At 70.6% G+C, this 22,222-nt stretch carries 22 protein-coding genes; 6 read left to right on the top strand and 16 right to left on the bottom strand.

What is annotated here, in order from left to right; translation table 11 throughout:
- Window positions 1–4: 4 nt before the first annotated feature.
- The 4 genes from AB0399_RS15880 to AB0399_RS15865 are packed head-to-tail and all read right to left on the bottom strand — an operon-like array spanning window position 5 to window position 4,915.
- The gene (locus AB0399_RS15880) at window positions 5–2,161 is read right to left on the bottom strand and encodes a xanthine dehydrogenase family protein molybdopterin-binding subunit (RefSeq protein ID WP_366411677.1); all 2,157 of its coding nucleotides are present in this window, start codon (window positions 2,159–2,161) and stop codon (window positions 5–7) included.
- Window positions 2,158–3,159, bottom strand: a complete 1,002-nt coding sequence (locus AB0399_RS15875; protein ID WP_366411676.1) for a xanthine dehydrogenase family protein subunit M — start codon at window positions 3,157–3,159, stop codon at window positions 2,158–2,160. The genes AB0399_RS15880 and AB0399_RS15875 overlap by 4 nt, the downstream gene beginning before the upstream one ends.
- Window positions 3,152–3,652, bottom strand: coding sequence for a (2Fe-2S)-binding protein (locus AB0399_RS15870; protein ID WP_366411675.1), 501 nt, complete (start codon window positions 3,650–3,652; stop codon window positions 3,152–3,154). The genes AB0399_RS15875 and AB0399_RS15870 overlap by 8 nt, the downstream gene beginning before the upstream one ends.
- A gap of 39 nt (window positions 3,653–3,691) precedes the next feature.
- Window positions 3,692–4,915 carry an MFS transporter gene (locus AB0399_RS15865; RefSeq protein WP_329364591.1) on the bottom strand — a complete coding sequence of 408 codons (1,224 nt, stop codon included), beginning with the start codon at window positions 4,913–4,915 and terminating at the stop codon, window positions 3,692–3,694.
- A gap of 85 nt (window positions 4,916–5,000) precedes the next feature.
- On the opposite strand from AB0399_RS15865, the gene AB0399_RS15860 reads away from it, so the two are divergent.
- Window positions 5,001–5,498 (top strand): MarR family transcriptional regulator, encoded by a 498-nt coding sequence (locus tag AB0399_RS15860; RefSeq protein WP_329364589.1) that lies wholly within the window; start codon window positions 5,001–5,003, stop codon window positions 5,496–5,498.
- Window positions 5,499–5,624: 126 nt separating this feature from the next.
- Here AB0399_RS15860 and AB0399_RS15855 read toward each other — a convergent pair whose 3' ends face one another.
- The 6 genes from AB0399_RS15855 to AB0399_RS15830 form a co-directional block, all read right to left on the bottom strand.
- Entirely contained in the window at window positions 5,625–6,446 is an 822-nt protein-coding gene (locus AB0399_RS15855; protein ID WP_366411674.1) for a methyltransferase domain-containing protein, read from the bottom strand.
- A gap of 94 nt (window positions 6,447–6,540) precedes the next feature.
- Window positions 6,541–7,251: an AAA family ATPase gene (locus tag AB0399_RS15850; protein WP_366411673.1), complete on the bottom strand. Its 711-nt coding sequence runs from the start codon at window positions 7,249–7,251 to the stop codon at window positions 6,541–6,543.
- 12 nt (window positions 7,252–7,263) lie between these two features.
- Window positions 7,264–8,307 (bottom strand): AvrD family protein, encoded by a 1,044-nt coding sequence (locus AB0399_RS15845; RefSeq protein ID WP_366411672.1) that lies wholly within the window; start codon window positions 8,305–8,307, stop codon window positions 7,264–7,266.
- The gene (locus AB0399_RS15840) at window positions 8,304–8,636 is read right to left on the bottom strand and encodes a phosphopantetheine-binding protein (RefSeq protein WP_366411671.1); all 333 of its coding nucleotides are present in this window, start codon (window positions 8,634–8,636) and stop codon (window positions 8,304–8,306) included. Before AB0399_RS15840 ends, AB0399_RS15845 begins: the two co-directional genes overlap by 4 nt.
- On the bottom strand, window positions 8,630–9,373 hold the full coding sequence (locus AB0399_RS15835) for an SDR family oxidoreductase (RefSeq protein ID WP_366411670.1): 744 nt from the start codon (window positions 9,371–9,373) through the stop codon (window positions 8,630–8,632). Before AB0399_RS15835 ends, AB0399_RS15840 begins: the two co-directional genes overlap by 7 nt.
- A complete protein-coding gene (locus tag AB0399_RS15830) occupies window positions 9,370–10,743 on the bottom strand; it encodes a long-chain fatty acid--CoA ligase (RefSeq protein ID WP_366411669.1) in 1,374 nt (457 codons plus the stop codon). The genes AB0399_RS15835 and AB0399_RS15830 overlap by 4 nt, the downstream gene beginning before the upstream one ends.
- Window positions 10,744–10,946: 203 nt before the next feature.
- On the opposite strand from AB0399_RS15830, the gene AB0399_RS15825 reads away from it, so the two are divergent.
- The 3 genes from AB0399_RS15825 (at window position 10,947) to AB0399_RS15815 (ending at window position 13,733) form a co-directional block, all read left to right on the top strand.
- Window positions 10,947–11,396 (top strand): ester cyclase, encoded by a 450-nt coding sequence (locus AB0399_RS15825; protein WP_366411668.1) that lies wholly within the window; start codon window positions 10,947–10,949, stop codon window positions 11,394–11,396.
- 208 nt (window positions 11,397–11,604) lie between these two features.
- Window positions 11,605–12,552: an NADP-dependent oxidoreductase gene (locus AB0399_RS15820; protein WP_366411667.1), complete on the top strand. Its 948-nt coding sequence runs from the start codon at window positions 11,605–11,607 to the stop codon at window positions 12,550–12,552.
- A 689-nt stretch (window positions 12,553–13,241) separates the two neighbouring features.
- Window positions 13,242–13,733 (top strand): MarR family transcriptional regulator, encoded by a 492-nt coding sequence (locus AB0399_RS15815; protein ID WP_366411666.1) that lies wholly within the window; start codon window positions 13,242–13,244, stop codon window positions 13,731–13,733.
- Between the two features lie 390 nt (window positions 13,734–14,123).
- On the opposite strand, the gene AB0399_RS15810 is transcribed toward AB0399_RS15815, so the two are convergent.
- The 3 genes from AB0399_RS15810 to AB0399_RS15800 form a co-directional block, all read right to left on the bottom strand.
- Window positions 14,124–14,933 carry a class I SAM-dependent methyltransferase gene (locus AB0399_RS15810; protein WP_366411665.1) on the bottom strand — a complete coding sequence of 270 codons (810 nt, stop codon included), beginning with the start codon at window positions 14,931–14,933 and terminating at the stop codon, window positions 14,124–14,126.
- A gap of 153 nt (window positions 14,934–15,086) precedes the next feature.
- The gene (locus AB0399_RS15805; protein WP_366411664.1) at window positions 15,087–16,544 is read right to left on the bottom strand and encodes a carboxylesterase family protein; all 1,458 of its coding nucleotides are present in this window, start codon (window positions 16,542–16,544) and stop codon (window positions 15,087–15,089) included.
- 91 nt (window positions 16,545–16,635) lie between these two features.
- Window positions 16,636–18,054 (bottom strand): MFS transporter, encoded by a 1,419-nt coding sequence (locus AB0399_RS15800; protein ID WP_366411663.1) that lies wholly within the window; start codon window positions 18,052–18,054, stop codon window positions 16,636–16,638.
- A 190-nt stretch (window positions 18,055–18,244) separates the two neighbouring features.
- Between AB0399_RS15800 and AB0399_RS15795 the strand changes: the two genes are divergently transcribed.
- On the top strand, window positions 18,245–18,820 hold the full coding sequence (locus AB0399_RS15795; RefSeq protein ID WP_366411662.1) for a helix-turn-helix domain-containing protein: 576 nt from the start codon (window positions 18,245–18,247) through the stop codon (window positions 18,818–18,820).
- Between the two features lie 266 nt (window positions 18,821–19,086).
- Here AB0399_RS15795 and AB0399_RS15790 read toward each other — a convergent pair whose 3' ends face one another.
- The 3 genes from AB0399_RS15790 to AB0399_RS15780 form a co-directional block, all read right to left on the bottom strand.
- Window positions 19,087–19,917 carry a class III extradiol ring-cleavage dioxygenase gene (locus AB0399_RS15790; RefSeq protein ID WP_366411661.1) on the bottom strand — a complete coding sequence of 277 codons (831 nt, stop codon included), beginning with the start codon at window positions 19,915–19,917 and terminating at the stop codon, window positions 19,087–19,089.
- A 183-nt stretch (window positions 19,918–20,100) separates the two neighbouring features.
- Window positions 20,101–20,310, bottom strand: coding sequence for a hypothetical protein (locus AB0399_RS15785; RefSeq protein ID WP_366411660.1), 210 nt, complete (start codon window positions 20,308–20,310; stop codon window positions 20,101–20,103).
- Window positions 20,311–20,815: 505 nt separating this feature from the next.
- Entirely contained in the window at window positions 20,816–21,379 is a 564-nt protein-coding gene (locus AB0399_RS15780; protein WP_366411659.1) for an NAD(P)H-dependent oxidoreductase, read from the bottom strand.
- Window positions 21,380–21,478: 99 nt separating this feature from the next.
- Here AB0399_RS15780 and AB0399_RS15775 point away from each other — a divergent pair, with 99 nt between their 5' ends.
- On the top strand, window positions 21,479–21,964 hold the full coding sequence (locus AB0399_RS15775; protein WP_366411658.1) for a MarR family transcriptional regulator: 486 nt from the start codon (window positions 21,479–21,481) through the stop codon (window positions 21,962–21,964).
- Window positions 21,965–22,222 lie beyond the last annotated feature (258 nt).

Genomic DNA, 22,222 nt, shown 5'->3' with positions numbered 1-22,222 from the left:
ACGATCACGCGTCCGGAACCAGGAGGGCTTCGGGGGCGATCGGCAGTCGCCGGACCCGGATGCCGGTCGCGTGGTGGACGGCGTTGGCGATCGCCGCCGACACGCCGACCGCCCCGAGTTCACCGACGCCCCGCGCCCCGATCGTGCCGCTCAAGGCGTCGTACTCCTCGATGAACTCCACCTCCACGTCAGGAACGTCGGCCTGGACCGGCACGAGGTAGCCGGCCAGGTTCTTGGAGACGAACCGGCCGAGTCCGGCATCCGTGTGCGACTGCTCCAGCAGCGCCTGGCCGATGCCCCACACGATCCCGCCGATGATCTGGCTGCGGGCGGTCAGCGGATTGATGATCCGGCCCGCGCTGTACGCGCCGGCCACGCGGCGCACTCGGGTCAGCCCCAGTTCGGCGTCGACCGCCACCTCGGCGAAGACCGCGCCGAACGTGTGCGGGGACGAGCCGTTGTCCTCCGGAGCCCACTCGCCCCTGCCCCACAGCCACTTCGTACCGCTTCCCGCCAGGCCGCGGGTCATCCGCCGCCAGCGGGCCTCGGGCGACCCGCCGGACGGCGGTCCGGAGCGGTCGCCCGGGTCGCCGCCGATCGCGGCCAACCGCTCCAGGAGGTCGGCCGCCGCGGCACGCACCGCCGATCCCACGCTGAGCGTGGTGGAGGACCCGGCGGACATCCCCGAGGCCGGCAGGCGGCTGTCACCCAGGATCACGGTGACCTGGTCCGGGGAGCAGCCGAGGGTCTCCGCGGCGATCTGGCCGAGCACGGTGTACGTGCCCGTCCCTATCTCCTGGCTGCCCGTCTCCACCCGTACGGCCCCGGAGCGGTCCACACCCACCCGGGCCGAGGCGGGGAAGGCGTACTGGTTCATCAGGGCGGTGGCCATGCCCCAGCCGATGTACTCGTGGCCCTCCCGCCGGGCGCGCGGGCGCGGCGGACGGTCCTTCCAGCCGAAGACCCGGGCCCCGGTCAGATAGCAGGCGCGCAGCTCCTTGGAGCTGAACGGCCGGCCGCTGGTCGGGTCGGTCTCCGCGTAGTTCCTCAGCCGTAACTCGACCGGGTCCAGGTCGAGTTCGTCCGCGAGTTCGTCCATGGCGGTCTCCAGGGCGAACATGCCCGGGCCCTCGTGCGGGGCTCGCATCGGGGTCGGCACGATGGTGGCGACCGGTGCCACCCGGTGGGTGGTCTCGATCGCCGGACAGGCGTACGCGGTCCGGGTGCCGGTGGCGGCCAGTTCGGGGTACTCGGCGTAGCGCGCGGTCTGGTTGACCGAGGCGTGGCGGATCGCCAGCAGCCGTCCGTCCGTGGTGGCCCCCAAGGTGACGGTCTGGCGGGTGGCGGGCTGGTAGCCGTGTGAGGTGAAACTCTGCGCACGGGTCAGCACCAGCCGGACCCCTCCGCCCACTGCCCGGGCGGCCATGGCGGCGATGATCTGGTGCGGCCAGACGTGGCCCTTGCTGCCGAAGCCGCCGCCGGTCCAGGGGGAGAGCACGCGGACCAGTTCCGGTGCCAGGCCGAGGGCACTGGCCACGACGGTGCGGACGTTGGCGACGCCCTGCGTTGCGTCGTACAGGGTGAGCCCGGCCTTCTCGTCCCAGTGGGCGGTCGTGGCGGCCGGCTCCAGCGCGTTGTGGTGCCGGTTGGCCGTCCGGTAGTGGCGTTCGAGGACGACGTCGGCGGCTTCCAGGCCCGCGGCGACATCCCCCACGGCGGTGTCCGCGGGGCCCCAGCGCGGGATGGGAGTGGGCCGCCATGCCTCGCCGAGAGCGTCGTCCAGCACCGTCGGGACGGACTCGCGAAGGTAGCCGACGCGCAGCTCCTCCGCTGCCGCCTTCGCCTGCTCGGGACGCTCGGCGACCACCACGGCCACCGGCTGGCCCTCGTAGTGCACCTCGTCGTCCTGCAACGGGAGCAGCCGGTGCATGTACAGCCCCTGGGGCGGCGACAACCGGGGCGCGTTGAGGTGCGTGAGCACGGCCACCACACCCGGTGAGCGCTCCGCCGCCTCCGTCGCGAGCGAGGAGATCCGGCCGCTCGGCACGGTGGCGGTGACGAGGAACGCGTGCCGCAGCGGCTCGACCGCCTGGTCGGCCGCGAACTTCGCCTGACCGGTGACCTTCGCCAAGGCGTCCGTGCGGGTGACTTCGGTGCTCACGTGCGGACCACCCCTCTGTCCCGGAGTTCCAGCAGTGCCCGGCGGGTCGAGCGCCGGGCCAGCTCGATCTTGAAACCGTTGCTCTTCAGCGGGCGGGCCTCGTCCAGCGCCGACGCCAGCGCTTCCCGCACCACCGGCTCGGTCAACTCCCTTCCCACCAGGCGTCGTTCGACCTCGTACAGCCGCCAGGGCCGGGGGGCGACTCCGCCGAGGGCTATCCGGACGTCGCGGATCAGCGCCCCGTCCGTCTCCACGGCGACGGCCGCCGAGACGAGGGCGAACTCGTACGAGGCGCGCTCCCGCACCTTGAGGTAGCCGGAGCGCGCGGCGGCGGGGGAGGACGGCACCCTGACGGCGACGATGATCTCGTCGGGTTCCAGTACGGTCTCCCGTTCCGGGGCGTCGCCCGGCAGGAGGTAGAGCCGCGCCAGCGGCAGGGTGCGGCCGCCCCGCGGGGATTCGGTGGTGAGCTCCGCGTCCAGGGCAACCAGCGCCACGGCGAGGTCGGAGGGGTGGCAGGCCCGGCAGGCGTCGCTCCCACCGATCACCGCCAGGGTCCGGTCGTGGCCGGCGCTCGCCGCGCAGCCCGAACCCGGCTGTCGCTTGTTGCACGGCAGCTTCGTCTCCGCCCGGAAGTACGGGCAGCGGGTGCGCTGGAGCAGGTTGCCGCCGATCGTCGCCGCGTTGCGGATCTGCGGGGAGGCGGACAGTTCCAGCGCCTCGGCGACGGCGGGATATCCGGAGCGCAGCGCCGGGTGTCCGGCCGCGGCGCTCATCGTGGTGAGAGCGCCGATCCACAGGCCGTCCCCGTCCGCCCGGACGGTGTCCAGCGGCAGCCGGCCGATGTCGACCAGGACGTCCGGCCGCTCGATCCCCTCCTTGATCAGGTTGACCAGGTCGGTACCTCCGGCGAGGAGCCGGGCGGAGGGGCCGTATCGCGTCAGTGCGGCAAGCGCGGCGGCGGTGTCCGCCACCCGCAGGTATCCGGGTTCAGGCACCGGCGCGCTCCGTCCGGGCCCGTGCGGCCGCCACCGCGGACACGATCTGCGGGTAGGCGGCGCAGCGGCAGATGTTGCCGCTCATCCACTCCCGGATCTCCTCCGGCGAATCGGCGTGGCCCTCGCGGATGCAGGCCGTGGCCGACATGATCTGGCCGGGCGTGCAGAAGCCGCACTGCAGGGCGTCGTGTGCGACGAACTCCTGCTGCACGGGGTGCTCGCCGGTCCGGCCGCCCAGCCCCTCGACGGTGGTGACGGACCGTCCGTCGTGCTGTGCCGCCAGGGCGAGGCAGGAGTTGATCCGCTGCCCCTCGACGTGCACGGTGCAGGCACCGCACTCGCCGCGGTCGCAGCCCTTCTTGGTGCCGGTGAGCCCGAGGAGGTCGCGCAGAGCGTCCAGCAGGGTCATCCGGGCGGGCACCGAGAGCCGGTGCGTCGTCCCGTTCACCTCCAGAACCACCTCGGTCGACTCCGTGAACGGATGGGGCGTCATGGGTCATTGCCTCCTGCGGTCTCGACGGGGCGGGCCGATTCAGGCCGGCCGGGCGACGGGCAGGGCCCACCGTGCGTGGACGAGTGCGCCGAACAGGCCCACGGCGGCGGCCACGGGGGCGATCCAGGAGAATCCGGCCGAGGAGAGCAGCACGCCGCCCGCCGCGGACCCGAGCGAGGTGCCCAGGTACATGAAGCTGCTGTTCCACGCCATGACCGAGCCGATCTCGCTCCCGAAGGTGTGCATCAGTTGGGACTGGAAGGCGGGCAGGCAGGGGAAGGCACTGAGCGCGAACAGGCCCAGGACCAGGAGCAGTACCGCGGTCGGGGCGTGGAAGGCCAGGACCAGGAGCACTTCGAGCACCGACAGGCCCACCAGGCTGCCGGTGACGACCCGCGTCGCACCGTAGCGGTCGGCGAGCCGGCCTCCGCTCAGGCTCCCCGCGACGGCGCCGACTCCGTAGATGACCAGCGCGACGGCGACCATGCCGGTCGACAGGTGGGCGTTGTCGGTCAGCGCGGTGCCGACGTAGGTGTAGAGGCTGTAGACGGCGAAGGCCCACAGCCCGGTGACGGAGACCGCCCGGGCCTTGGTGACGGCGCTGCTGCGCGGGCCGGCCGCGGGGGCGCGGCCGGCGCCCGGAGCGCCGCCCGGCGCCACGCTGCGCCAGGAGAACAGGTTGACCACCACGAGGACGAGGGTCACCCCGCCGATCCCGAAGAAGGTCTCCCGCCAGCTCAGCAGCGAGGCGACGGCGGTGCCGGTGGGGGCGCCGGTGGCGAGCGAGATGAGGAAGCCCGACGCGGCGACGGCCAGCCAGCCGGCGCGGCGTTCGGGCGGAGCGGCCAGGCCGACCAGGGTCTGCACGGAGGGCGTGACGGCGGCGGCCGACAGACCCGCGAGCACCCGGGCGGCCAGCAGCATGCCGAACCACGGCGACAGGCCGGTCAGGGCGTTGGCGAGGCCGAAGACGGTCAGGCCGCCGATGAGGACGGTCCGGCGGCCGACCCGGTCGGCGAGGGTGCCGATGATCGGAGCGCCGATCATGTACGCGAGCGAGAACGTGGTGACGGTGACCCCGGCCACGGACGCGGAGACGTGGTACTGGTGCGCGATGTCCGGCAGCAGGGGCGAGACCACGAACAGGTCGGTGCCGATGACGAGAAGCGTGATGAAGGCAACCGCGAGGCTGCTGCGGCCGACGGGCTCCGACGTCGCCTCGCGGGTGCGGGGCACAGGCCGGCTCAAGTCCTGGCTAGTCATAGGCACGACCCTAGCAGTTTGCTTAGCTGGATATGTATTAGCTGGAAAATTATTCCCCGGCTTTGCGGTCGGGTACGATTGCCTCATGGACCGACAGGACTCCATCGACAGGATGCTGGGGCAGTGGTCATGGCGGACCCATGACCTCCCGTTGGAGCAGATGGCCGTCTCCAAACGCATCACGCGGATGGCGCGCGTCCTGGAGGACCTCGCCACCGCGTGCCTGGCTCCGCTCGGCATGGACCGCGGCGAGTTCGACGTGCTGGCCACCTTGCTGCGCAGCGGACCCGCCGGGGAGACGACGCCGACCGAGCTGAGCCACTGGCTGCTCATCTCCGGCCCCGGTCTCACCAAGCGGCTCGGGCGCCTTGAGGACCGCGGACTGATCACCCGCCGGCTCGCCCCGAACGATCGCCGCTCCCTGCTGGTCGCTCTCACCGACGAGGGCAGGGAACTGGCCGAGCGGGGCGTGCAGGCGCACGCGAAGGCCACGGCCGAGCTCTTCGACGGGATCTCGGCCACGAAGCGGGAGCGGCTGGGCGCGCTGCTGCGCGAGCTGATCCTGGTGGCGGAGGAACCGTAGGGCCTGGGGCGGAGCCTGCGGGCGGCGAGGCCCGGGGCCCGAGGCGCTGAGGCCCGAGGCGCTGAAGCCGCGCCCCTGGGAGACGGGGCCCGCGGGAGACGGGCCCGATTCAGCGCCTCGACCGCCTCAACGGGTGCCGGAGAGGGCGAAGCCGCTGATCGAGGCGAAGAACCTGCCCCGCTTCTCGGCCTCTTCCAGCGGCTGCCACCAGGCGGCCAACTCCTCGGGCGTCCAGGCCAGGCCGCCCGATGCGACCGTGGTGTTCACGAACTCGCCGAGCGAGGCCTGGAAGAAGGCGTACGACATCCGCACGGTGTGCGGAGTCAGGGTCACCCCGGTCACACCCAGATCGAGGAAGCGGTTCTCCAGCGAGCGGGCGTTCCAGCCGTGCCGGTGGTTGTCGCAGAAGGCGTGTACGGCGGTCCGGGTCGCCTCGCGGTCCGGGTGGTCCACGGTCAGGGTGTCGAAGTCGTAGTCGAAGACCGCGATCCGCCCGCCCCTGCGCGTCACCCGCAGCACCTCGTGGTCGGCCTCGTCCAGGTCGGGGCAGTGCTGCCGGACGAGCTTGACCCGCACCCCGTCGAAGGACCCGTCCGCGAAGTCGAGCCGCCGGATGTCCCCGACCGCGAACTCGGCCGGCAGCGGCGAGCCCGCGCTGCGCCCGCGCGCCTCGCCGACCATCGCCTCGCTCAGGTCGACGCCGGTCACCCGGCCCTCGGGGCCGACCAGCGCGGCCAGCTCGCGGGCGTCGTCCCCCGTGCCGCACCCGACGTCGAGGATGTGCCTGCCCGTGAGCGGTCCCAGCCCCTCGGCCAGGGTGCGCCGCACCGCCCCGTACTCGGGCAGCGCGTTGGCCAGGTCCATGAAGCGGATGAACCAGTTCGAGTCCTTCGCCGAGTCCACGCGGGTGAACTCGCCGGAGTGCTGGAGCCCGGTGTCGACAGGCATGGTGTCGGTTCTCCTTCTGGTGGTCATGTGCGGATTGCCATGGGTTGATCGTGTTCCGCACGCGGGGTCGGTGGGCCGCGGGCGGCAGGTCAGGTCAGGCGGCGGCCGCGGCGCGGTCGGCCTCCATCCGCTTGTCGATCCGTGCGTACTCCCGCCGGCCGAGAGCGATGGCCTCGTCGACCGGCATGACCACCGGAAAGCCGAACAAGTCGACGATCCTGCCCAGCCGTTCGGAGAAGGAACCGCTGATCACGTGGTACGGGATACGCAACTCGTCGAGCGTGCCGAGCAGCATCGCGTCGCACTCGTCCCGGAAGGCGGAGTTCATCGGCCGGTGACCGTCGGCGCTCAGCGGGAGTTCGTTGGCGAGGTGGACGAAGGAGTCGAACGTCGCCTTCACGTGCTGCTTGAACGCGTGCCCGTACTGGGCGACCACCGCTTCGAAGAAGCGCATCTCCGGGGTCAGTTCCTCCCTCGGTATCCGCTCCAGGTGGCTGGTGGAGGAGGGGTCCATCCCGTACGCCAGACGGGTGGCCGCGTAGATCCACTCCTGCAGCGACGAGCCGTCGGAGAGGAACCCGTCGGGGAATCGGGACTCCGCCACCGCGCGCCCGACGTGCCGGCGCATCGCGAGCTGCAGGTATTCCGCCGGGGTGACCTGGGAGAGCGTCTTCCCGGGAACGGCGAGGGGCATGATCTCCCGGATCGTGGCGGCGAGCGTGCGCGGGATGCCGGTGTAGTGCGCCAGGGTCATGACGGTCAGGGTCTTGCCGGACGAGTAGGTACCGGAAACTGCCAGCTTCAAGGTCTCGGCTCCTTACGGCGTTCTGGCGGGGGCGTCGGTCGTTTCGGTCTTCTCGGGCAGAGCGTGGGCGAGCGAGCAGCGCAGACGGATGCCGGCCAGCTCGCCGGAGATCTCGGTGTTCCGCCAGGACCTGCCGCGCAGCGGCAGGAGATGGGACGCGGTCACCTCGGTCCGCACCGGATACCGCGATCCGGACTCCACCGGGACCCGCGGGCGGGTGGTGTCCAGCGAAGTCCGCAGCATCCAGAGGGTGTTGCTGTCGCTGCGCCGGATGCCGTCCATCTCGTACATCAGCACCTGCGCGAGTTGCAGGCAGGAGACGAAGCAGTCGACCGGGGAGAACACCGGAGTCGTCGCGCCCTCGACGCCGTCCGGCATCGCCCCCGGCTGCTCCATGAGCACCGAGGCATGCGCGGACAACTGCGCGGTGTCCACCGTGACATCGGCCAACCGCTGCCCACGCAGGGCGAACCCCGCGCCGTAGTACCGCGTCCCGGCCGGACCCAGCGCGTCCTCGAGCCGCGGGAACCCGGTCGGCCGGCCGGAGCCGGCCGGGGCCGCGTGGGCGATCTCGTACCGCGCCCGCATCACACCGATGCGGCACTCGTACACCGAGACGCGGGCGCCCGGCGCCTCCGGCAGCGGCCTGGTGCCGCGGAGCCGCGCGCTCGCCGGCAGGTCGGCGAGCTCCTCCTGCGGCGTCCCGCCGGCGATGAGCGTGATCCGGCGCAGCCGGGCGGCGCGCCGCTGCTCCGGGCCGAGCCGGTAGCCGTGCGCCAGGTGGGCCTCGGCCAGTTGGAGGCCCAGGACGAGAGTGTCGATGCTGCTGACGTGCGGCGGCACATCGATCTCGTCCTTCTTTCTGGACCAGTCGCCGGGATACCCGATGGTGACCCGCGCGGTGACGACCTGGTCCGCCCCGCCGTCCGGGAGGACGCGCACCTCACTGACGTGATGAGACGCGCGGCGGTAGCCGGTCCCGAAGAAGCGCCGCTCCGCCGGGCCGAGGTACTCGTCGATCGAGTCGAGACGCAGATGGGGGGCGGTCACCGTCATGCCGGCTGCTCCGAGCCGCTGCGCAGGGCGCGTTCGTAGACGGTGACCAGCTCGTCCACCGTGTGCGCGTCCGCCAGGGTGGCGCTCCCGTCGGAGAAGGGATCGCCGCCGAACTCCGCGGCGAGCTGGATGACCAGCCGCGCCAGCATCAGGGAGTTCAGGCCGATGTCGACGAGGTTGTCGGTGCCGCGGTAGGCAGCGGCACCCGTGCCCGGGGCGCCGTCGAGGTCGTCGTGCTGGTCGAACTCGCCGAGGTCGTCGAGGTCGTCCAGGAGGATCATGCCGATCCTCTCGCGTATCACGCTCGTCAGCTCTTCACGGGTCAACATGAGATGCCTCCGTCGATGACAAGGGACTGTCCGGTGATGAACGCGGCGGCCGGAGAGGCCAGGAAGAGGACCGCGTCCACCACTTCCTCGGCCGTGCCGAGCCGGCCCAGCGGAGTCCGCCGCTGTATCCGCTCGCGGTTGCGGTCGGTGACGCCGGCGGTCATGTCCGAGTCGAAGTAGCCCGGAGTGACCGTGCAGACCCGGATGCCCATCGGGCCGAGCTCCCGGGCCAGGCTCCGGCTGAACCCCTCCATGCCCGCCTTGGCGGCGGCGTAGGTGGCGACCCCGCGGTAGCCGCGGACCGCGTTGATGGACGAGACGTTCACGACCACGCCCTCGCCGGTCCGGCTCATCGACCGCACGCAGGCCTGCGTGAGCTCGACCGGGGCCAGCAGGTTCGCCGTCAGCGACTCCCTGACCTGGGCCGGCGGCATGGTCAGCAGGAGCCCCTGGTGCAACACCCCCGCGTTGTTGACCAGCAGGCCGATCCGGCCGAACCGCGCGTCGACGGCGTCGGTGAACTCGCGTGTCGCACCGGGTTCCAGCACGTCGGTGGACTGCCAGAAGAACGTGTCGGGGTGCGCTGCCCGCTGCTCCTCGATGAAACCGTTCGCCTTCCGGCTGAAGGTCGCGACGCGCCAACCGTCGGCCAGCAGCCTCTCCACCAGCTTCCTGCCGAGCCCGCGGCTGCCGCCGCTCACCACCGCCGTGCGCGGTTGCGCGGCCGCGGCGCTCACGACAGCCCGCGCATCTTCTTGAAGCGGTCATTGTGCTGCGGGTCTCCCGACACCTCCACGACCGCCGGAACCTTGAAGGGTTCGAGCCGCTGCCGGCACGCCTTCCTCAGCCTGCGTTCCACGCTTTCACCCGACTCGTCGGCTATCAGCCGCACGACCGCTTTCACCGCCATTCCGGTCACCGGGCTGGGAATTCCGGACACCGTGGCATCCGCCACGTTTTCGAGATCCAGCAACACGCTTTCCACTTCGGCGGGGTAGACCTTCTCGCCGCCCACATTGATCATCTCGGAACGGCGGCCGAGTATCCGGATGTAGTCGCCTTCCACCTCGACGACATCCTGCGTGTCGAAATATCCCTCGTCGTCGAACCGTGTCGGCGCGTTGAGATAGCCGAGCATCGCCATCTCGGAACGCACCCAGAGGATATCGTTGATGATCTTGTATTCGAATCCCTCGCCGCCGAGCTTGAGCCAGACCGTGTCGTTGCTCTTGGACCGAGTGGGCAGGATGCCCAGTTCGGACAGGCCGTACGTCTGCTTGAACCGGACCGTCGGCAATGCGTCCCCGAGGTGCCGCAGCGTCCGCTGGGGCATCGGCTCGGTGCCGTACGTGACGAGTTCCAGGGACGACGTGTCGTGGCGGGCCGCCGCGCCGGAGAGCAGCGCCATGCTGAGGAACGTCGGGGTGGTCGGCAGCACTTGGACGCGGTGCCCGGCGATCGCGGCGAAGACCGTGTCCGGCGTGCGCTCCGACACGGTGACCACCGTGCCGCCCTGGCTGAGCGTGTGCAGCAGGGTGTTGATCCCGCCGATGTGGTCGAGACTGAGGAAGGAAAGGATGCGCAGGGGTTTGCGCAGGGCCCGGTAGCGCCCCAGCACCTTGTCGAAGTCCAGCACGGACGCCTTGCTGCGCCCGGTGGTGCCCGAGCTGAACAGCACCAGCCCGGGCAGGCCGGCCAGCCGTAGCCGGCGGTACAACTCGTGGTCGGCGGTACGCCCCGTGGACGCGCCGCGCCGTCCGCCGTCGGCGCCCACGTCGAGGGTGACCTCCACCTGGGCGGCGTCGAGGAACTCCGCGCGTCTGGCTTCCGGCAGCCTCCCCAGCGGGACGACGATCGCGCCGCGCCCGATCAGGGCGAGCAACGCGGCACAGCTGCCGGGGGAGTAGCCGCCCTCCAGGCTGACCACGGACCCCGGACCCACCGCCTGGGAATCCAGGTACTGCTGCCAGTCCCGGACGGCCTCCAGCAATTCACCGTAACGGAAACGGCGATTGTCGGAGATCAGGGCTTCGTTCGCTTCGAAGGACCGCAGTCTCTCCAAGAACCGGTCAACATTCCCGACGTTGTTCAGGTGACCACCGGTCATTCGACGTCTCCCTGTTTCCTGTTTCCCGGGTGCGGCCTGGCTCCAGTGTCACTGTTGCACCGTGCGGTCGCAACGCCTCTTCGACATGTGCCGGCGAGTTGTCGGACTTGCCCAACTCGTATCTTCCGCATTGGCTGCTCTTGGCCGTGCGGGGTGGATTGTTCTATGACTGGGTACCACCGGCGACCGAGAGGAGTCACGTCATGGCGGTCCCTTCCGGGACATCCGCGGAAGCCCGAAAGCAGCGCATCGCGATGCTTTTCGAGAACATCATCACGCGCGGCGAACTACACCTTGCGGACGAACTGTTCGACGAGGATTTCCACTGGCCGCAGTTCGACCTGCGCGGCCCCGAGGGCGTCCGGATCTGGGTCCGCGCCTTCCGTACGGCGTTCCCGGACATCAAGGACCTGGTGCAGGAGCAGATCTCGGAAGGCGATGTCGTGGTGACCCGGGTCGTCTGCGAGGGCACCCAACTCGGCCCCTTCCGTGGGCTGCCGCCGAGCGGCCGCACGGCCACCTTCGCCGCCGTCGGGATCGACCGGTTCCGCGGCGAGAAGGTGATCGAGCGCTCGGCGTGGTTCGACATGGCTGACCTGATGCGCCAACTGGGCCACAGGACGTTGGAGATCGGGTCGGCGGCGAAGCCCTGACGGGTGGCCCGGGGGCGGTGCCGGTGGCGGGGGCACCCGGGATCGCCGGGGCCGTCGGGGGCACCCAGGGTCGCTCGGGATCGGCGGGGGTGCCGGGGTCGCCGGGAGAGTGGCGGCGCCGCTCGACGCACGGCACGTGGCTGGAACTCTCAATTGGTGACCGCCGGGCGGCTGTCGGGCCGGGCGGACGGAGCGGAAGGGTGGGCGTATGACGGAGGCGACGATGCGGGCGATCAGCCAGGACGAACTGGGCGGCCCCGACCTGCTGAGGGAAGTCCGGATCGACCGGCCCGTCCCCGGACCGTCCGAGGTCCTGGTGAGGGTCCATGCGGCGGGCATGAACTCAAGTGACTGGAAGCACCGGCAGTTTCCCGGTTTCATCGGACGGCTTCCCCTGGTCCTGGGCTGGGACGTGTCCGGTGTCGTCGAGGCGGTCGGTGCCGGCGTCTCCCTGCACAAGGCCGGTGACGAGGTCTTCGGCATGCTGCCCTACCCCCACGGCCACGGAGCCTTCGCCGAGTACGTCACCGCTCCCGCCCGCGCTCTGGTGCGGAAGCCCGCCGAACTCGACCACGTCCAGGCCGCCGCGCTCCCGCTCGCCGCGCTGACCGCCCGCCAGGCCCTGGTGGACACGGCCGATGTCCGGGCCGGCCAGCGCGTCCTGATCCACGCGGCTGCCGGCGGCGTGGGCCACATCGCGGTCCAGATCGCCAAGTCCCTGGGCGCCCACGTGGTCGGCACCGCCAGCGCGGCCAAGCACGACCTGCTCCGCGAGCTCGGCGCCGACGAGATCGTGGACTACCGCACCGAGGACTTCGAGAACGCCACCGAAAAGGTCGACGTGGTCATGGACCTCATCGGCGGCGACTACGCGGCCCGTTCCCTGCGGACGCTCCGCAAGGGCGGCGTCCTCGTCTCCCTGGTGCTCTCGAACACCCGCACCTTGACGGAGGAAGCCGCCGCACTCGGCGTACGTCACCAACTGATGCTGGTCGAGGCGGATCAGGCGGGGATGCTCGCGGTGGCGGAGCTGGTCAGGACCGGCGCCCTGCGTCCGGTCATCGAGGCGTCCTTCCCCCTGGAGCAGGCCGCGAAGGCCCATGCGCTCGGTGACACCGGCCGGATCACCGGCAAAGTGGTCCTCACCGTTCGCTGATCCGACCCGACCCGACCCGTCTCCCGCGGTACCTTCAGCAGCCCCGGTGCCGTGTCCGCAACGAGGCTCCCGAGCTGATGAGTTGAGACGTCGAACACCTCACTCAGCGGCACGGGAGCTTCGTGCGTTGCGGGCACCGGCCTCGCCACCCCAGCAAGAGCTGGACTCAGCTCACCCACAACCCTCCACGGTTGCTCGGGGGGCGGTCTCGGAGCTCCTTCCGGGTGGTCAGCCGCCGGTGGACTGGGTCTGGGGCGCCAGGATCGTGCCGTCAGCGGCGCGGGACGGTGACGGTGAGGGCCCACGGCGGAGGCGGGAACGAGCACGGCGGCGGCCAGTGCCGTGCTCCGGCCCGGGTGAACGACCGCGTCCACGGGGGCCGGTCCCACCGGCAGGCCGGCGGCCGCGGCGTGAACCACTCACGTACGGCCCGTCTGCGGAACCGGTCGGCGTGCGCGTGGATCATGATCCGGCACACGTACGCGGCCATGTCGTCGCTCTGCCGTACGCGGTCCCACCTTCACGTACGCGCGCGCCAGCGCGTTCTGCGCCCGGTCCTCGGGAACCCGCCCCACACCGCCTACCGCGAGCACGTTCAGCGCACGCCTCCCCGACGCTCCGGTCGCCACACGCCCGCCCCGGCATGACGACCACCGTGACGCCGAACACGGGGATATAGCGTCGTCATCATGAGACCCCTGACTGGCACTGCCACCGACCAGGCGCCGGCCGATCCTGCTGCCCCCGATGAGATGCTGGCCACTCAGCCCATCGGATACTGGAGTGGCCTCGCTCAGGCGGCTGTCACCCGGCAGCTGCGTGACGCCATGGCCAGGATCGACGTCACGCAGCCGCAGTACTGGGTGCTCAACCGGGTGAACGGTGGGGCCGCGGCGCCGAGCCGCGAGGAGGTCGTCGTCCAGCTGACGTCCCTCGCGGACGGGCCGCACGAGATCGCTCGTGTCATCGACCAGTTGCTCCACCGCGGCTGGCTCAGGATCGACACCGGGCAGCGCCTGCAACTCACCGATGCCGGGGAGGCCGCCAGGGTGCGGCTGCGCGAGCTGGTGACCGAGCTGCGCGGCGTGGTCCACGAGGGCATCAGCGACGAAGAGTACGTAGCCGCGCTCAAGGTGCTGCGCAGGATGGTCGCCAACGTCGAGGGCAGCAAAGCCCCCTGACGGGCTTCTTCCTCCGGTGGAGCCCGGTTGGAGCCTGACCGGCCACTGACGTCTCCGGCGGACCCGCGCGCTGCGGTGGGGGCGAACCCGGGAAGTTCCCTGTCGCCGCCCCGCCGCCCCGCCGTGTCGGTCACGGGAGAGATCGGGGTGGTGCGGGTGCGGCCCTGGAGTCCGGCAGCTCCGCCGGCATCACGCGGTCGGTGAGATCCGCCGCCGCATCGACCTGGTCCGCTACCGCTTCTTCGGCGCTGACCTGCCCGAAGGCGCAGTTGGCCGAGGGCGGGCATCCGGCCCCGGTCGGCAGTCGCCGGTCAGCGGTTGGACGTGCTGTCACGCGGTGCCCGCGGGTGCTGTGCCCGCGTCGAACGTGACAGGTCACGTACCGGCCTCTCAGACTCGCCCGCTCAGAAGTTGGCAGCCCATGGGGAACGCGTACGAGCCGTCCCGACGGCGACAGGGGGCGGCGAGTTCGGCCATGGTGCGGCGTGCCCGGCTCAGAGCGTCCTGGTCAAGACGGCGGAAGGCGTCCTGCATGGGGCCGGGGATGCTGAGGACCAAGGACCACCAGCTCTCGAAATCGGCGCGTTCGAAGGTCCAGCGCAGGGTGTGCGACTCGACCGCGGTCAGACCTGCCTCGCGGAGGACACCGTCACGTACGCCGGCAGCGGCCAGCCGGTCGAAGGCGCTGAAGTCGGGTACCTCTTCCGCGGGCAGCACGGATTCCAGGCAGCGGAGGCCGAGCCGCATGGCGGCGTGCATGTCGAGCGTTCCCCATACTGCGACGGCGAGCCTGCCGCCGGGGGTGAGTACGCGCGCGGCCTCCCGGGCGGTGCGTGCGGGATCGCCCATCATCAGGGCCCCCATGCGGGACATGACCGCGTCGACCGAACCGGTGCCCAGCTCCAGGGCGTCCATGGACATGACCTCGAATCGCACACCGTCGATTCCGAGCTGCGTGGCGCGTGCTCGCGCGGCTGCTATCTGGGTCTCGGAGATGTCGATGCCTGTCAACCGCAGGTCGGGACGCTGCCGTGCCAGTGTCACTGCCGGCTCCCCCACTCCGCATGCGAGGTCGAGCACCCTGCCCGACTCGGGGACGGCCTTGAGCGCGGCGAGCAGGCCGTCGTCGGCCCCCTGGAGAAGGGGGAGGAACCGGTCGTAGTCGGTGTCGAGATGATCGAAATCGGGCTGGTCGGACATGCTGATGGACCTCATCGGATTCGGGGTGACGGTTGGTCGCCATGTCGTTCCTGCCGAGGACGGCAGTGGAACGTCACCAAGTCGTCCGACCTGACAGTGCGCCAGGCGGGAACACTTCGAGAACAGGGACCTGACCGGCGTGAACGAGGAAGATCAGGTGAACTTCCTGAAGTTGTTGGGGGTCTTGGCGAGGCCGTCGGAGCATTCGTAGGAATCGTGGTCGAAGACCATGGTGCGGCGCTCGTCGACGGTGTAGGCGCTCCAGCCCGGATTGTCGCCGTGTGCGAAGCGGATGAGGGCTGTGTGCATGCGCTCGGCCATGTGCTGGGGAGCGTCTGGTCCCAGTAGCTCGGGGGCCTGGGGTGCGTCCAGGTGGTCGAAGACGAAGGGAAGGTCGGCGCAGTGGGCGGCGCCGAAGAGGGGAACGGGCCAGGCGGACTGGTAGGTGTAGGTGGGGATGCCGGCTTTGGCGGCGGTGTCGGCAATGCGGCGAGCGGGGCGCCGGAAAGTGCGGTCGCTCAACGCCTGGGCGAGTGCGTGGCCCGGATTCTTGCTGCCGAGCCGGTCGAGGTAGGTGTCGAGGTCGTCGGCGGTGAGGCCGAGGTTGGCCATGCCCTTCAGGCTGGCGTCGGTGCTGGGAGCGGTGGTGAGGTCGCCGAGGATGAAGTTCCATTCCTGTGTGGTGGTGCCGATCAGCAGGGCCTCCACCGCGCCGGGGTCGGAGAGTGCTTGTTCGGGTGTGGTGGTGACGACGTCGCCGTCCAGGGTGGGCTGCCAGCGCAGTGCGTCCCGGCCGGCCTGGCGGGCGCGGTCGTCGACGCTCTCGGCAAGCGCCCGCACTTCTCCGGGCAGCCAGGCTTGTTCGAGTTCCATGCGGCGCGGGGTCGGCGTGGCGGAGATGGCCTGTCGGGTCTGCGGTATGCCGAGCTGGTCCGCGAAGTCGGCGGAGAGCTGCCGCATACGCTCCAGCGGCGTGAGCAGAGGAGTCCCGGCGCTCATGACGACCAGGCGACGGAACAGGCCGCGAGCCGCTGGGGCACCGGTCAGGGCGAGGGCGGCTGTTGCGCCGGCGGACTGTCCAGCCAGGGTGACGTTGGCGGGGTCGCCGCCGAAGGCGGCGATGTTGTCGCGTACCCAGGCCAGGGCGGCGGTGATGTCGAGCAGTGCGCGGTTGGCGACCAGGTCGTCGAGGATCATGAACCCTTCAGCGGCGACACGGTAGTTGGGGACGACGAAGACGACGCCGTCGCGGGCGAAGGAGGCTCCGTCGTACCAGGGGCTGGCGTTGCTGCCGGTGAAGAAGCCGCCCCCGTAGAGCCACACGATCACCGGGAAGGGCCCGTCGCCGTGGGACGGGGCGTAGACGTTGAGGTTGAGGGCTTCATCGCCCGCGACGACGGGGTCGGGAAAGAGTTCCTGGCCGACGTGGGGGTGAGCGGGGCTGGGTCCGTGACGTGTCGCCTCGAAGCAGGTGGTGAACGTCTCGCGCGGCTGGGGGGTGTCGAAGGCGTGGCTGGGGTAGGGGGCGCGGGCGTAGGGAATACCGAGGTAGGCGGTGTGGGCCTCGCGCGTGATTCCCACGATGGGTCCGCAGGGGGCGTTGACAGGCACGGGTTGCTTCCTTCTGACTGGTGCGGGGATTGAGGCGGGGCCACGGTGGGGGCCGGGGTGAACGGGGTCTCCACCGTGGTGGCGGTATGGCTCAGTCGGCGGCCGCCGGGTTCGTCGCGGCCGCGGTGCCCGGGGCGGGCTTGAGCCGCAGGGCCAGGGCGGCGGTGACGAGGCTGAGGGCGGCGAGCGCGTAGAAGGCGACGCGGTAGCCGTCCACGACGGCCGAGTTGCCGCTGCTGGTGCTGTGGCTGGTGACGGTGGCGGCGATGGTGACGAGGACAGCCAGGCCGAGGGCCGCGCCGAGTTGACGGCACATGTTGATCAGCCCGGAGGCGACGCCGGCGTTGCGGGGGTCGATGCCGCTGGTCGATGCGACGATCGCGGGCATCATCGTCAGGCTGGTGCCCGCACCGACGACCACGGTGGGCAGCAGAACGTGGGCGACGTAGTCGGAGTGGGCGGGAAGCTGCCCCACCCACACCAGGCCCGCAGCGGCGATGGTCCCGCCTGTCACCACCAGGCGGCGGGCTCCGACGAGGGGGATCAGCTTCTGGGACAGCAGTACTCCGACGCTGATGACCGCGACCATGGGGAGCAGGGACAGTCCGGCGCGCGCGGCGCCCTGTCCCAGAACCTGTTGCAGATACAGCGAGAGGAAAAACAGCGGTGCGGTGAGGACGGCGCCCATGCACAGCGTGAGGACGTTGCCCATGCGCACGTTGGCGATGGAGAAGATCCCCAACGGGACCAGCGGCTCACTGGTGCGTCGCTCGATGGACACGAACGCCGCGAGCAGGAGCGCACCGGCCACGAGCGCGACGATCACGCGGGCCGCTCCCCAGCCCGCGTCAGGTGCGGCCGAGACACCGTAGACGAGTGCCGCGGCCGACAGCGTCACGGTGATCGCGCCGGGAAGGTCGATCGGGGAGCGCCGTTGTCCGGTCGCGGTCGGTGCCAGGCACGTCAGGCTCGCGATCAGCAGCCCGACGCCGATGGGCACGTTGACCAGCATCACCCACCGCCAGCTCACCGACGCCAGCAGTCCGCCGACCACGATGCCGGCCGCCCCGGCACTGGAGGCGGCAACGCCCCACCACGTCATGGCGCGGGTGCGCTGAGCGAGCTCGCTGTGGCTGGCGGTGATCAGGCTCAGGCTTGACGGTGCGAGCGCCGCCGCTCCCGAGCCCTGCACCACCCGGGCCGCCAGCAGCATCCAGCCGTCCTGCGCCAGGCCGCCGGCGAGGGACGCCACCGAGAAGACGACCAGACCGATCTGGAAGACACGGCGGCGTCCGAACAGGTCACTGGCCCGCGCGGCGAAGAGCAGCAGACCGCCGAAAGCGACCAGGTAGCCGTTGACCACCCACTGCTGGGCGGAGGGCGACAGGCCCAGGCCCGACTTCATGGCCGGCAGGGCCACGTTCACGATGGACGAGTCCAGCACCACCATGAACTGCGCCACGCACGCCACGGCCGCGACGGCCGCGAGCGCCACACCGCGCTTGGCCACCCCGTGTGAGGGACCCGCCTCTGACGGCGCGGATGCGCCGGCGTCTGGGAAGGGGTGTGATCGGCTGGGCATGGCTCTGCTCCTCGAAGTTTCCGGATAGCCTGTCCGCTAAGCGTAGGGCGATACCGGATAGGCTGTCCACTTGGGAGGTGCGGGCCCTGGCTGGCGTACCCGAACACGAAGAGCACGCGTGGAGGAGTTCATGGAGGCGGGCAACACGGCGTTCCCCAGGCGGCGGGCAGCCGCGGAACGCAATCGCGACAAGATCCTCGACGCGGCCCGGGAGGCGTTCGCCGATCCTGTCCCCGACATCTCCATGGCGGAGATCGCCCGTCGCGCCGGGGTGGGTATGGCCACCCTGTACCGCAACTTTCCCGGCCGGCAGGAACTCCTGGAAGCGCTCTACGCGGACGAGGTCGATCAGATCTGCGCCGCGGCAACGATCGAGCCTGGCCAGACCCCCGCGTCAGCTCTGATCGCCTGGCTTCGTCTGCAGATCGCGTTCATTCCGCACAAACGGCTGATCATTTCTGAACTGCTGGAGCACACCGACCGGGACGGCATCACCAGCCACCGTGGCCGAGCCATCGAAGTGGGTCGTCCCCTGCTGGCCGCGGCCCAGGAATCAGGACAGATCCGTGACGACCTCACGCTGGAGCAGGTCTTCGACCTGATCGTCGCCATCGCCAAGGTCAACGAATCGCCCGACTACCTGCAACCCCTCTTCGAGACCGCCCTCGACGGCTTGCACCGAACGACGGCATGACGAAGCCGTCCGGCGGAGCCCCCTTCGAAGGCTGCTGGTGAGGTGAGACGTGGCGCACCGTCGGATTCGGACCCGGGGGAGACGGCCGCGACCGTGCACGTGCGGAGGCATCGCGGTGCCCGTTCGCGCAGTGAAGTGAGCTCCCGCGCGCCTTTCCGGAGGGAGATGGCCTCGTCGGGGCCGAACCGAGTCGAGGGGACGAGGGCCGGGCCAAGGCCGCCGAAGAAGCCCTCATGCCGCGCGGAGCGGCATAGCCGCACCTGGCATCAAGCGACTTGGAAGGATCGCTTGGACAGGCCGAACCGGTAGCCCTCGATCGTCGTCCGTACGGGTGCTCCGGCGGCGGTCGCGGCTCCGAGGGTGACGAACATCGGCGTGTAGTGCTCGACGGTGGGGTGCGCGTAGTGCACCGCGGGGGCGAGGCTGCGGTAGTCGGCCAAGGTGTCGACGTCGCCACGGGTGAGGGCGTCGGCCGCCCAGGCGTCGAAGTCGGCGGACCAGGACGGAACGACGTTGTGCACGAACTGGTCCCGGGTGAGAAACGGAACCCCGTGCGTCATGTAGCCCGACCCGACCACGAGCACGCCCTCCTCCCGCAGGCCCCGCAGCCGGCGGCCGATGGCCATCAGCCGGGCGGGGGAGTGGGTGGGCAGGGACATCTGCAGGACCGGGACGTCGCCGTAGGGGTACATGGTCTTCAACGGGACCCACGCACCGTGGTCCAGGCCGCGGATGGTGTGCTGGTGGACCGGTTCGCTGTCCGGCATCGAGGCCGCGACCCGGGCGGCCAGTTCGCCGGCGTCCGGTGTTGCGTAGGTCATCCGGAAGTACCGGTCGGCGAAGCCCCCGAAGTCGTAGACCAACGGTGTGGCCGGGCGCGTCGCCGACAGGCTGAGCGGCGCGGATTCCCAGTGCGCGCTGACGATCAGGATCGCGGTCGGCTTGGGCAGCGCCTGGGACCAGCCGAACAGCTCGCTCATCCAGACCGCGTCCTCGAACAGCGCCGGAGAGCCATGGCTGAGGTAGAGCGCGGGCATCGGGCCCTCGGCCGGCGTCCAGGGACGCTGACCGCGACTGGCGGGAGCCTGCTCGACCATGAACCGGTCGTAGGCAACGGCAGGATCGGCAGCAGCATTCATACGTGTCCTCGCTGGGTGTTCCGGGGTGACTGACTCGTGTTCGGAGCCGGCGGGGTCGGCGCGGGCGCTCGCCGCCCAGTGGCTCGCGCCGTCCTTCTCCGGGTGGGCGCAGGTCGCGCCCACGGTTCCTTTGAGGACGGTCTATTCCGTCCCGGGCAGGTGCCGGGCGAGCTGTCGCATGAGGGCCGACCCCCCGCCCGCGTCGGCGAACAGCGCGACCTCGCCCCAGTGCCCCAGGACGAGCTGCCGCCCGGGGAACTGGTCGAAGACGCCGGCGATGATCATCCGGAGCACGGTCGGCCCGGTGTCGTAGTGCCGGCCGAACGCGCAGGTGGCCGCCATGTCGTCCACCGGCGCGCCGAAAACCGCGGAAGTAGGCCTTGGTGACAGCCGGGAACGGAACGTTGGGCTGCGCGTAGACGGGCGCGCGCAGATCCTCGGCAGCCTCGTGGACGTCCCAGAATTCCGGCGCGTCCAGAGCCCGGCCATCGGAGTTCGCTTTGACCAGCGTGCCGTTGAGCCCCGGTTCGGTGACCGCGCGCCGCGGTTCGGCGGCTGCGGCCGACGGAGCGGAGGCGGCGATCGCGTCGTTCGTGGGCGTCCGCACGGCAACCGCCTCCGCCGTGTCGAGGTTCTGCGGCCCCGGCGTCGTGAGGGACAGCACCGACACGTCGATCCCGGCGTCGTCCATCGCGGCGATGCGTTCGCTGTCGAGGTCCGGCAACGCCGACGTGATGTCACTGGCGACGGCCCACTTCATCATCGGTTCGGCGAGCCGGGGGTCGCGCCGCTTCCACGCCTCGACCACGTCGGTAGTGACGAAGTGCTCCTCAAGACCGCAGAGCCGCATCGGGGCTCAGCTTCGGACGGACGCGAGTGCGCGGGCCCAGGACTCCAGCTGGTCGAACAGGACGGATGCGGCGTCGTCGTGTATCGGGGAGGGCTTGAACACCGAGAAGTTCTCGAAGTCGGTGAGCAGCGAGAAGCTCAGCTGCTGGCGTACGTGGGCCAGTTGCAGTTCGCTCGCGATCGCCCGCAGGTGCTCGATCGCCCGCGCTCCGCCGAGCGAGCCGTACGACACGAAGGCAGCGGCCTTGTTGTTCCACTCGGCGTAGAGGTAGTCGATGGCGTTCTTCAGCACGCCCGAGGTGGAGTGGTTGTACTCCGGGGTGACGAAGACGTACCCGTCGAACTCCTTGATCTTGGTGGACCAGGCCTTCGTGTGCTCGCCCGCGTATACGCCCCGGCTCGCGGGCACGGCCTCGTCCAGGTGCGGCAGCGGGTAGTCGAGCAGGTCGATCAGTTCGTAGTCGGCATGGGCGCGTTCCTTGGCCTTGGTCAGCACCCAGTTCGCCACCGCTTCGCCGTTACGGCCGGGGCGGGTGCTGCCGAGGATGACGGCGAGCTTCAAGTTGCTCATGGACGGTCCTTCCGATCCGGTCACGCTTGAATATTCAAGTGAAACCCTAGCCCGCCTTACATGAAGATTCAAGTCAGTGTCTCTCGGTAGACTGCGCACATGTCTGTTCCAGGGGAGCCAGAGGGCTCCGGGTCACGCTGGCTCACCGGTGACGAGCTGGCGGCGTGGCGCGGGTTCGTGAAACTCCTCCAGCGACTGCCGGCGGCGCTGGAGTCGCAGCTCCAGCAGGACTCCAAGCTCAGCTTCATCGAGTACCACGTGCTGGCGCACCTGTCCGAGCAGCCCGAGCGCCGTACGAGAATGAGCGAGCTCGCGGACTTGGCCAACACGGAACTGTCCCGCCTGTCCCACATGGTCGGCCGGCTCGAGAAGCGCGGGTTCGTGCGCCGCGAGCCCGACCCGCACAACGGGCGGTACACGCAAGCGATCCTGACCCAAGCCGGCTACGCCTACTTGGCAGAGGCGGCACCCGGACACGTGGCCCGGGTGCTGGACCTGTTCATCGACGTCCTGGACCCGGACGAACTCCGCACACTGCACCGGATCTCCGACAAGGCCCTCGCCCGCATCGAGAGCGCCGGCTGAAACGGCGAGTCACCCCCCCGCCGGATCGCGGTCGCCCCGGTCTGGTGGACCCGGGCGGGCTTGCAGCCCATGCTGCGGATTCTGTGAGGTCGGCCAATGCGTGAGCCCGGGTCGCGGGCACTGACGGCACTGACGGCACTGACGGCACGGGACGGCTGCGGCATGGGCCCTCACGGGCGCCGCCGAACGGGCCGTGTTGCTCAGCCCGGTCTGCATGTCCGTGGCCAGGCCGATCGCGGTGTTCATGGCGCCGAAGAC

Origin of the sequence: Streptomyces sp. NPDC088194 (assembly GCF_040702025.1) — a bacterium.
In the GTDB taxonomy this organism is placed as follows: domain Bacteria; phylum Actinomycetota; class Actinomycetes; order Streptomycetales; family Streptomycetaceae; genus Actinacidiphila.
Note: the sequence above shows the minus strand (reverse complement) of the source record. Positions and strands in the feature narration are given on the sequence as shown.

What these genes read in the sequence shown, in the direction of transcription:
- AB0399_RS15775 (WP_366411658.1), top strand. Translation starts at nt 21,479, where the DNA reads ATGTCTGTTCCAGGGGAGCCAGAGGGCTCCGGGTCACGCTGGCTCACC.
- AB0399_RS15865 (WP_329364591.1), bottom strand. Translation starts at nt 4,915, where the DNA reads ATGACTAGCCAGGACTTGAGCCGGCCTGTGCCCCGCACCCGCGAGGCG.
- AB0399_RS15815 (WP_366411666.1), top strand. Translation starts at nt 13,242, where the DNA reads ATGAGACCCCTGACTGGCACTGCCACCGACCAGGCGCCGGCCGATCCT.
- AB0399_RS15845 (WP_366411672.1), bottom strand. Translation starts at nt 8,307, where the DNA reads ATGACGGTGACCGCCCCCCATCTGCGTCTCGACTCGATCGACGAGTAC.
- AB0399_RS15870 (WP_366411675.1), bottom strand. Translation starts at nt 3,652, where the DNA reads ATGACGCCCCATCCGTTCACGGAGTCGACCGAGGTGGTTCTGGAGGTG.
- AB0399_RS15840 (WP_366411671.1), bottom strand. Translation starts at nt 8,636, where the DNA reads ATGTTGACCCGTGAAGAGCTGACGAGCGTGATACGCGAGAGGATCGGC.
- AB0399_RS15820 (WP_366411667.1), top strand. Translation starts at nt 11,605, where the DNA reads ATGACGGAGGCGACGATGCGGGCGATCAGCCAGGACGAACTGGGCGGC.
- AB0399_RS15860 (WP_329364589.1), top strand. Translation starts at nt 5,001, where the DNA reads ATGGACCGACAGGACTCCATCGACAGGATGCTGGGGCAGTGGTCATGG.
- AB0399_RS15790 (WP_366411661.1), bottom strand. Translation starts at nt 19,917, where the DNA reads ATGGTCGAGCAGGCTCCCGCCAGTCGCGGTCAGCGTCCCTGGACGCCG.
- AB0399_RS15780 (WP_366411659.1), bottom strand. Translation starts at nt 21,379, where the DNA reads ATGAGCAACTTGAAGCTCGCCGTCATCCTCGGCAGCACCCGCCCCGGC.
- AB0399_RS15855 (WP_366411674.1), bottom strand. Translation starts at nt 6,446, where the DNA reads ATGCCTGTCGACACCGGGCTCCAGCACTCCGGCGAGTTCACCCGCGTG.
- AB0399_RS15830 (WP_366411669.1), bottom strand. Translation starts at nt 10,743, where the DNA reads ATGACCGGTGGTCACCTGAACAACGTCGGGAATGTTGACCGGTTCTTG.
- AB0399_RS15810 (WP_366411665.1), bottom strand. Translation starts at nt 14,933, where the DNA reads ATGTCCGACCAGCCCGATTTCGATCATCTCGACACCGACTACGACCGG.
- AB0399_RS15825 (WP_366411668.1), top strand. Translation starts at nt 10,947, where the DNA reads ATGGCGGTCCCTTCCGGGACATCCGCGGAAGCCCGAAAGCAGCGCATC.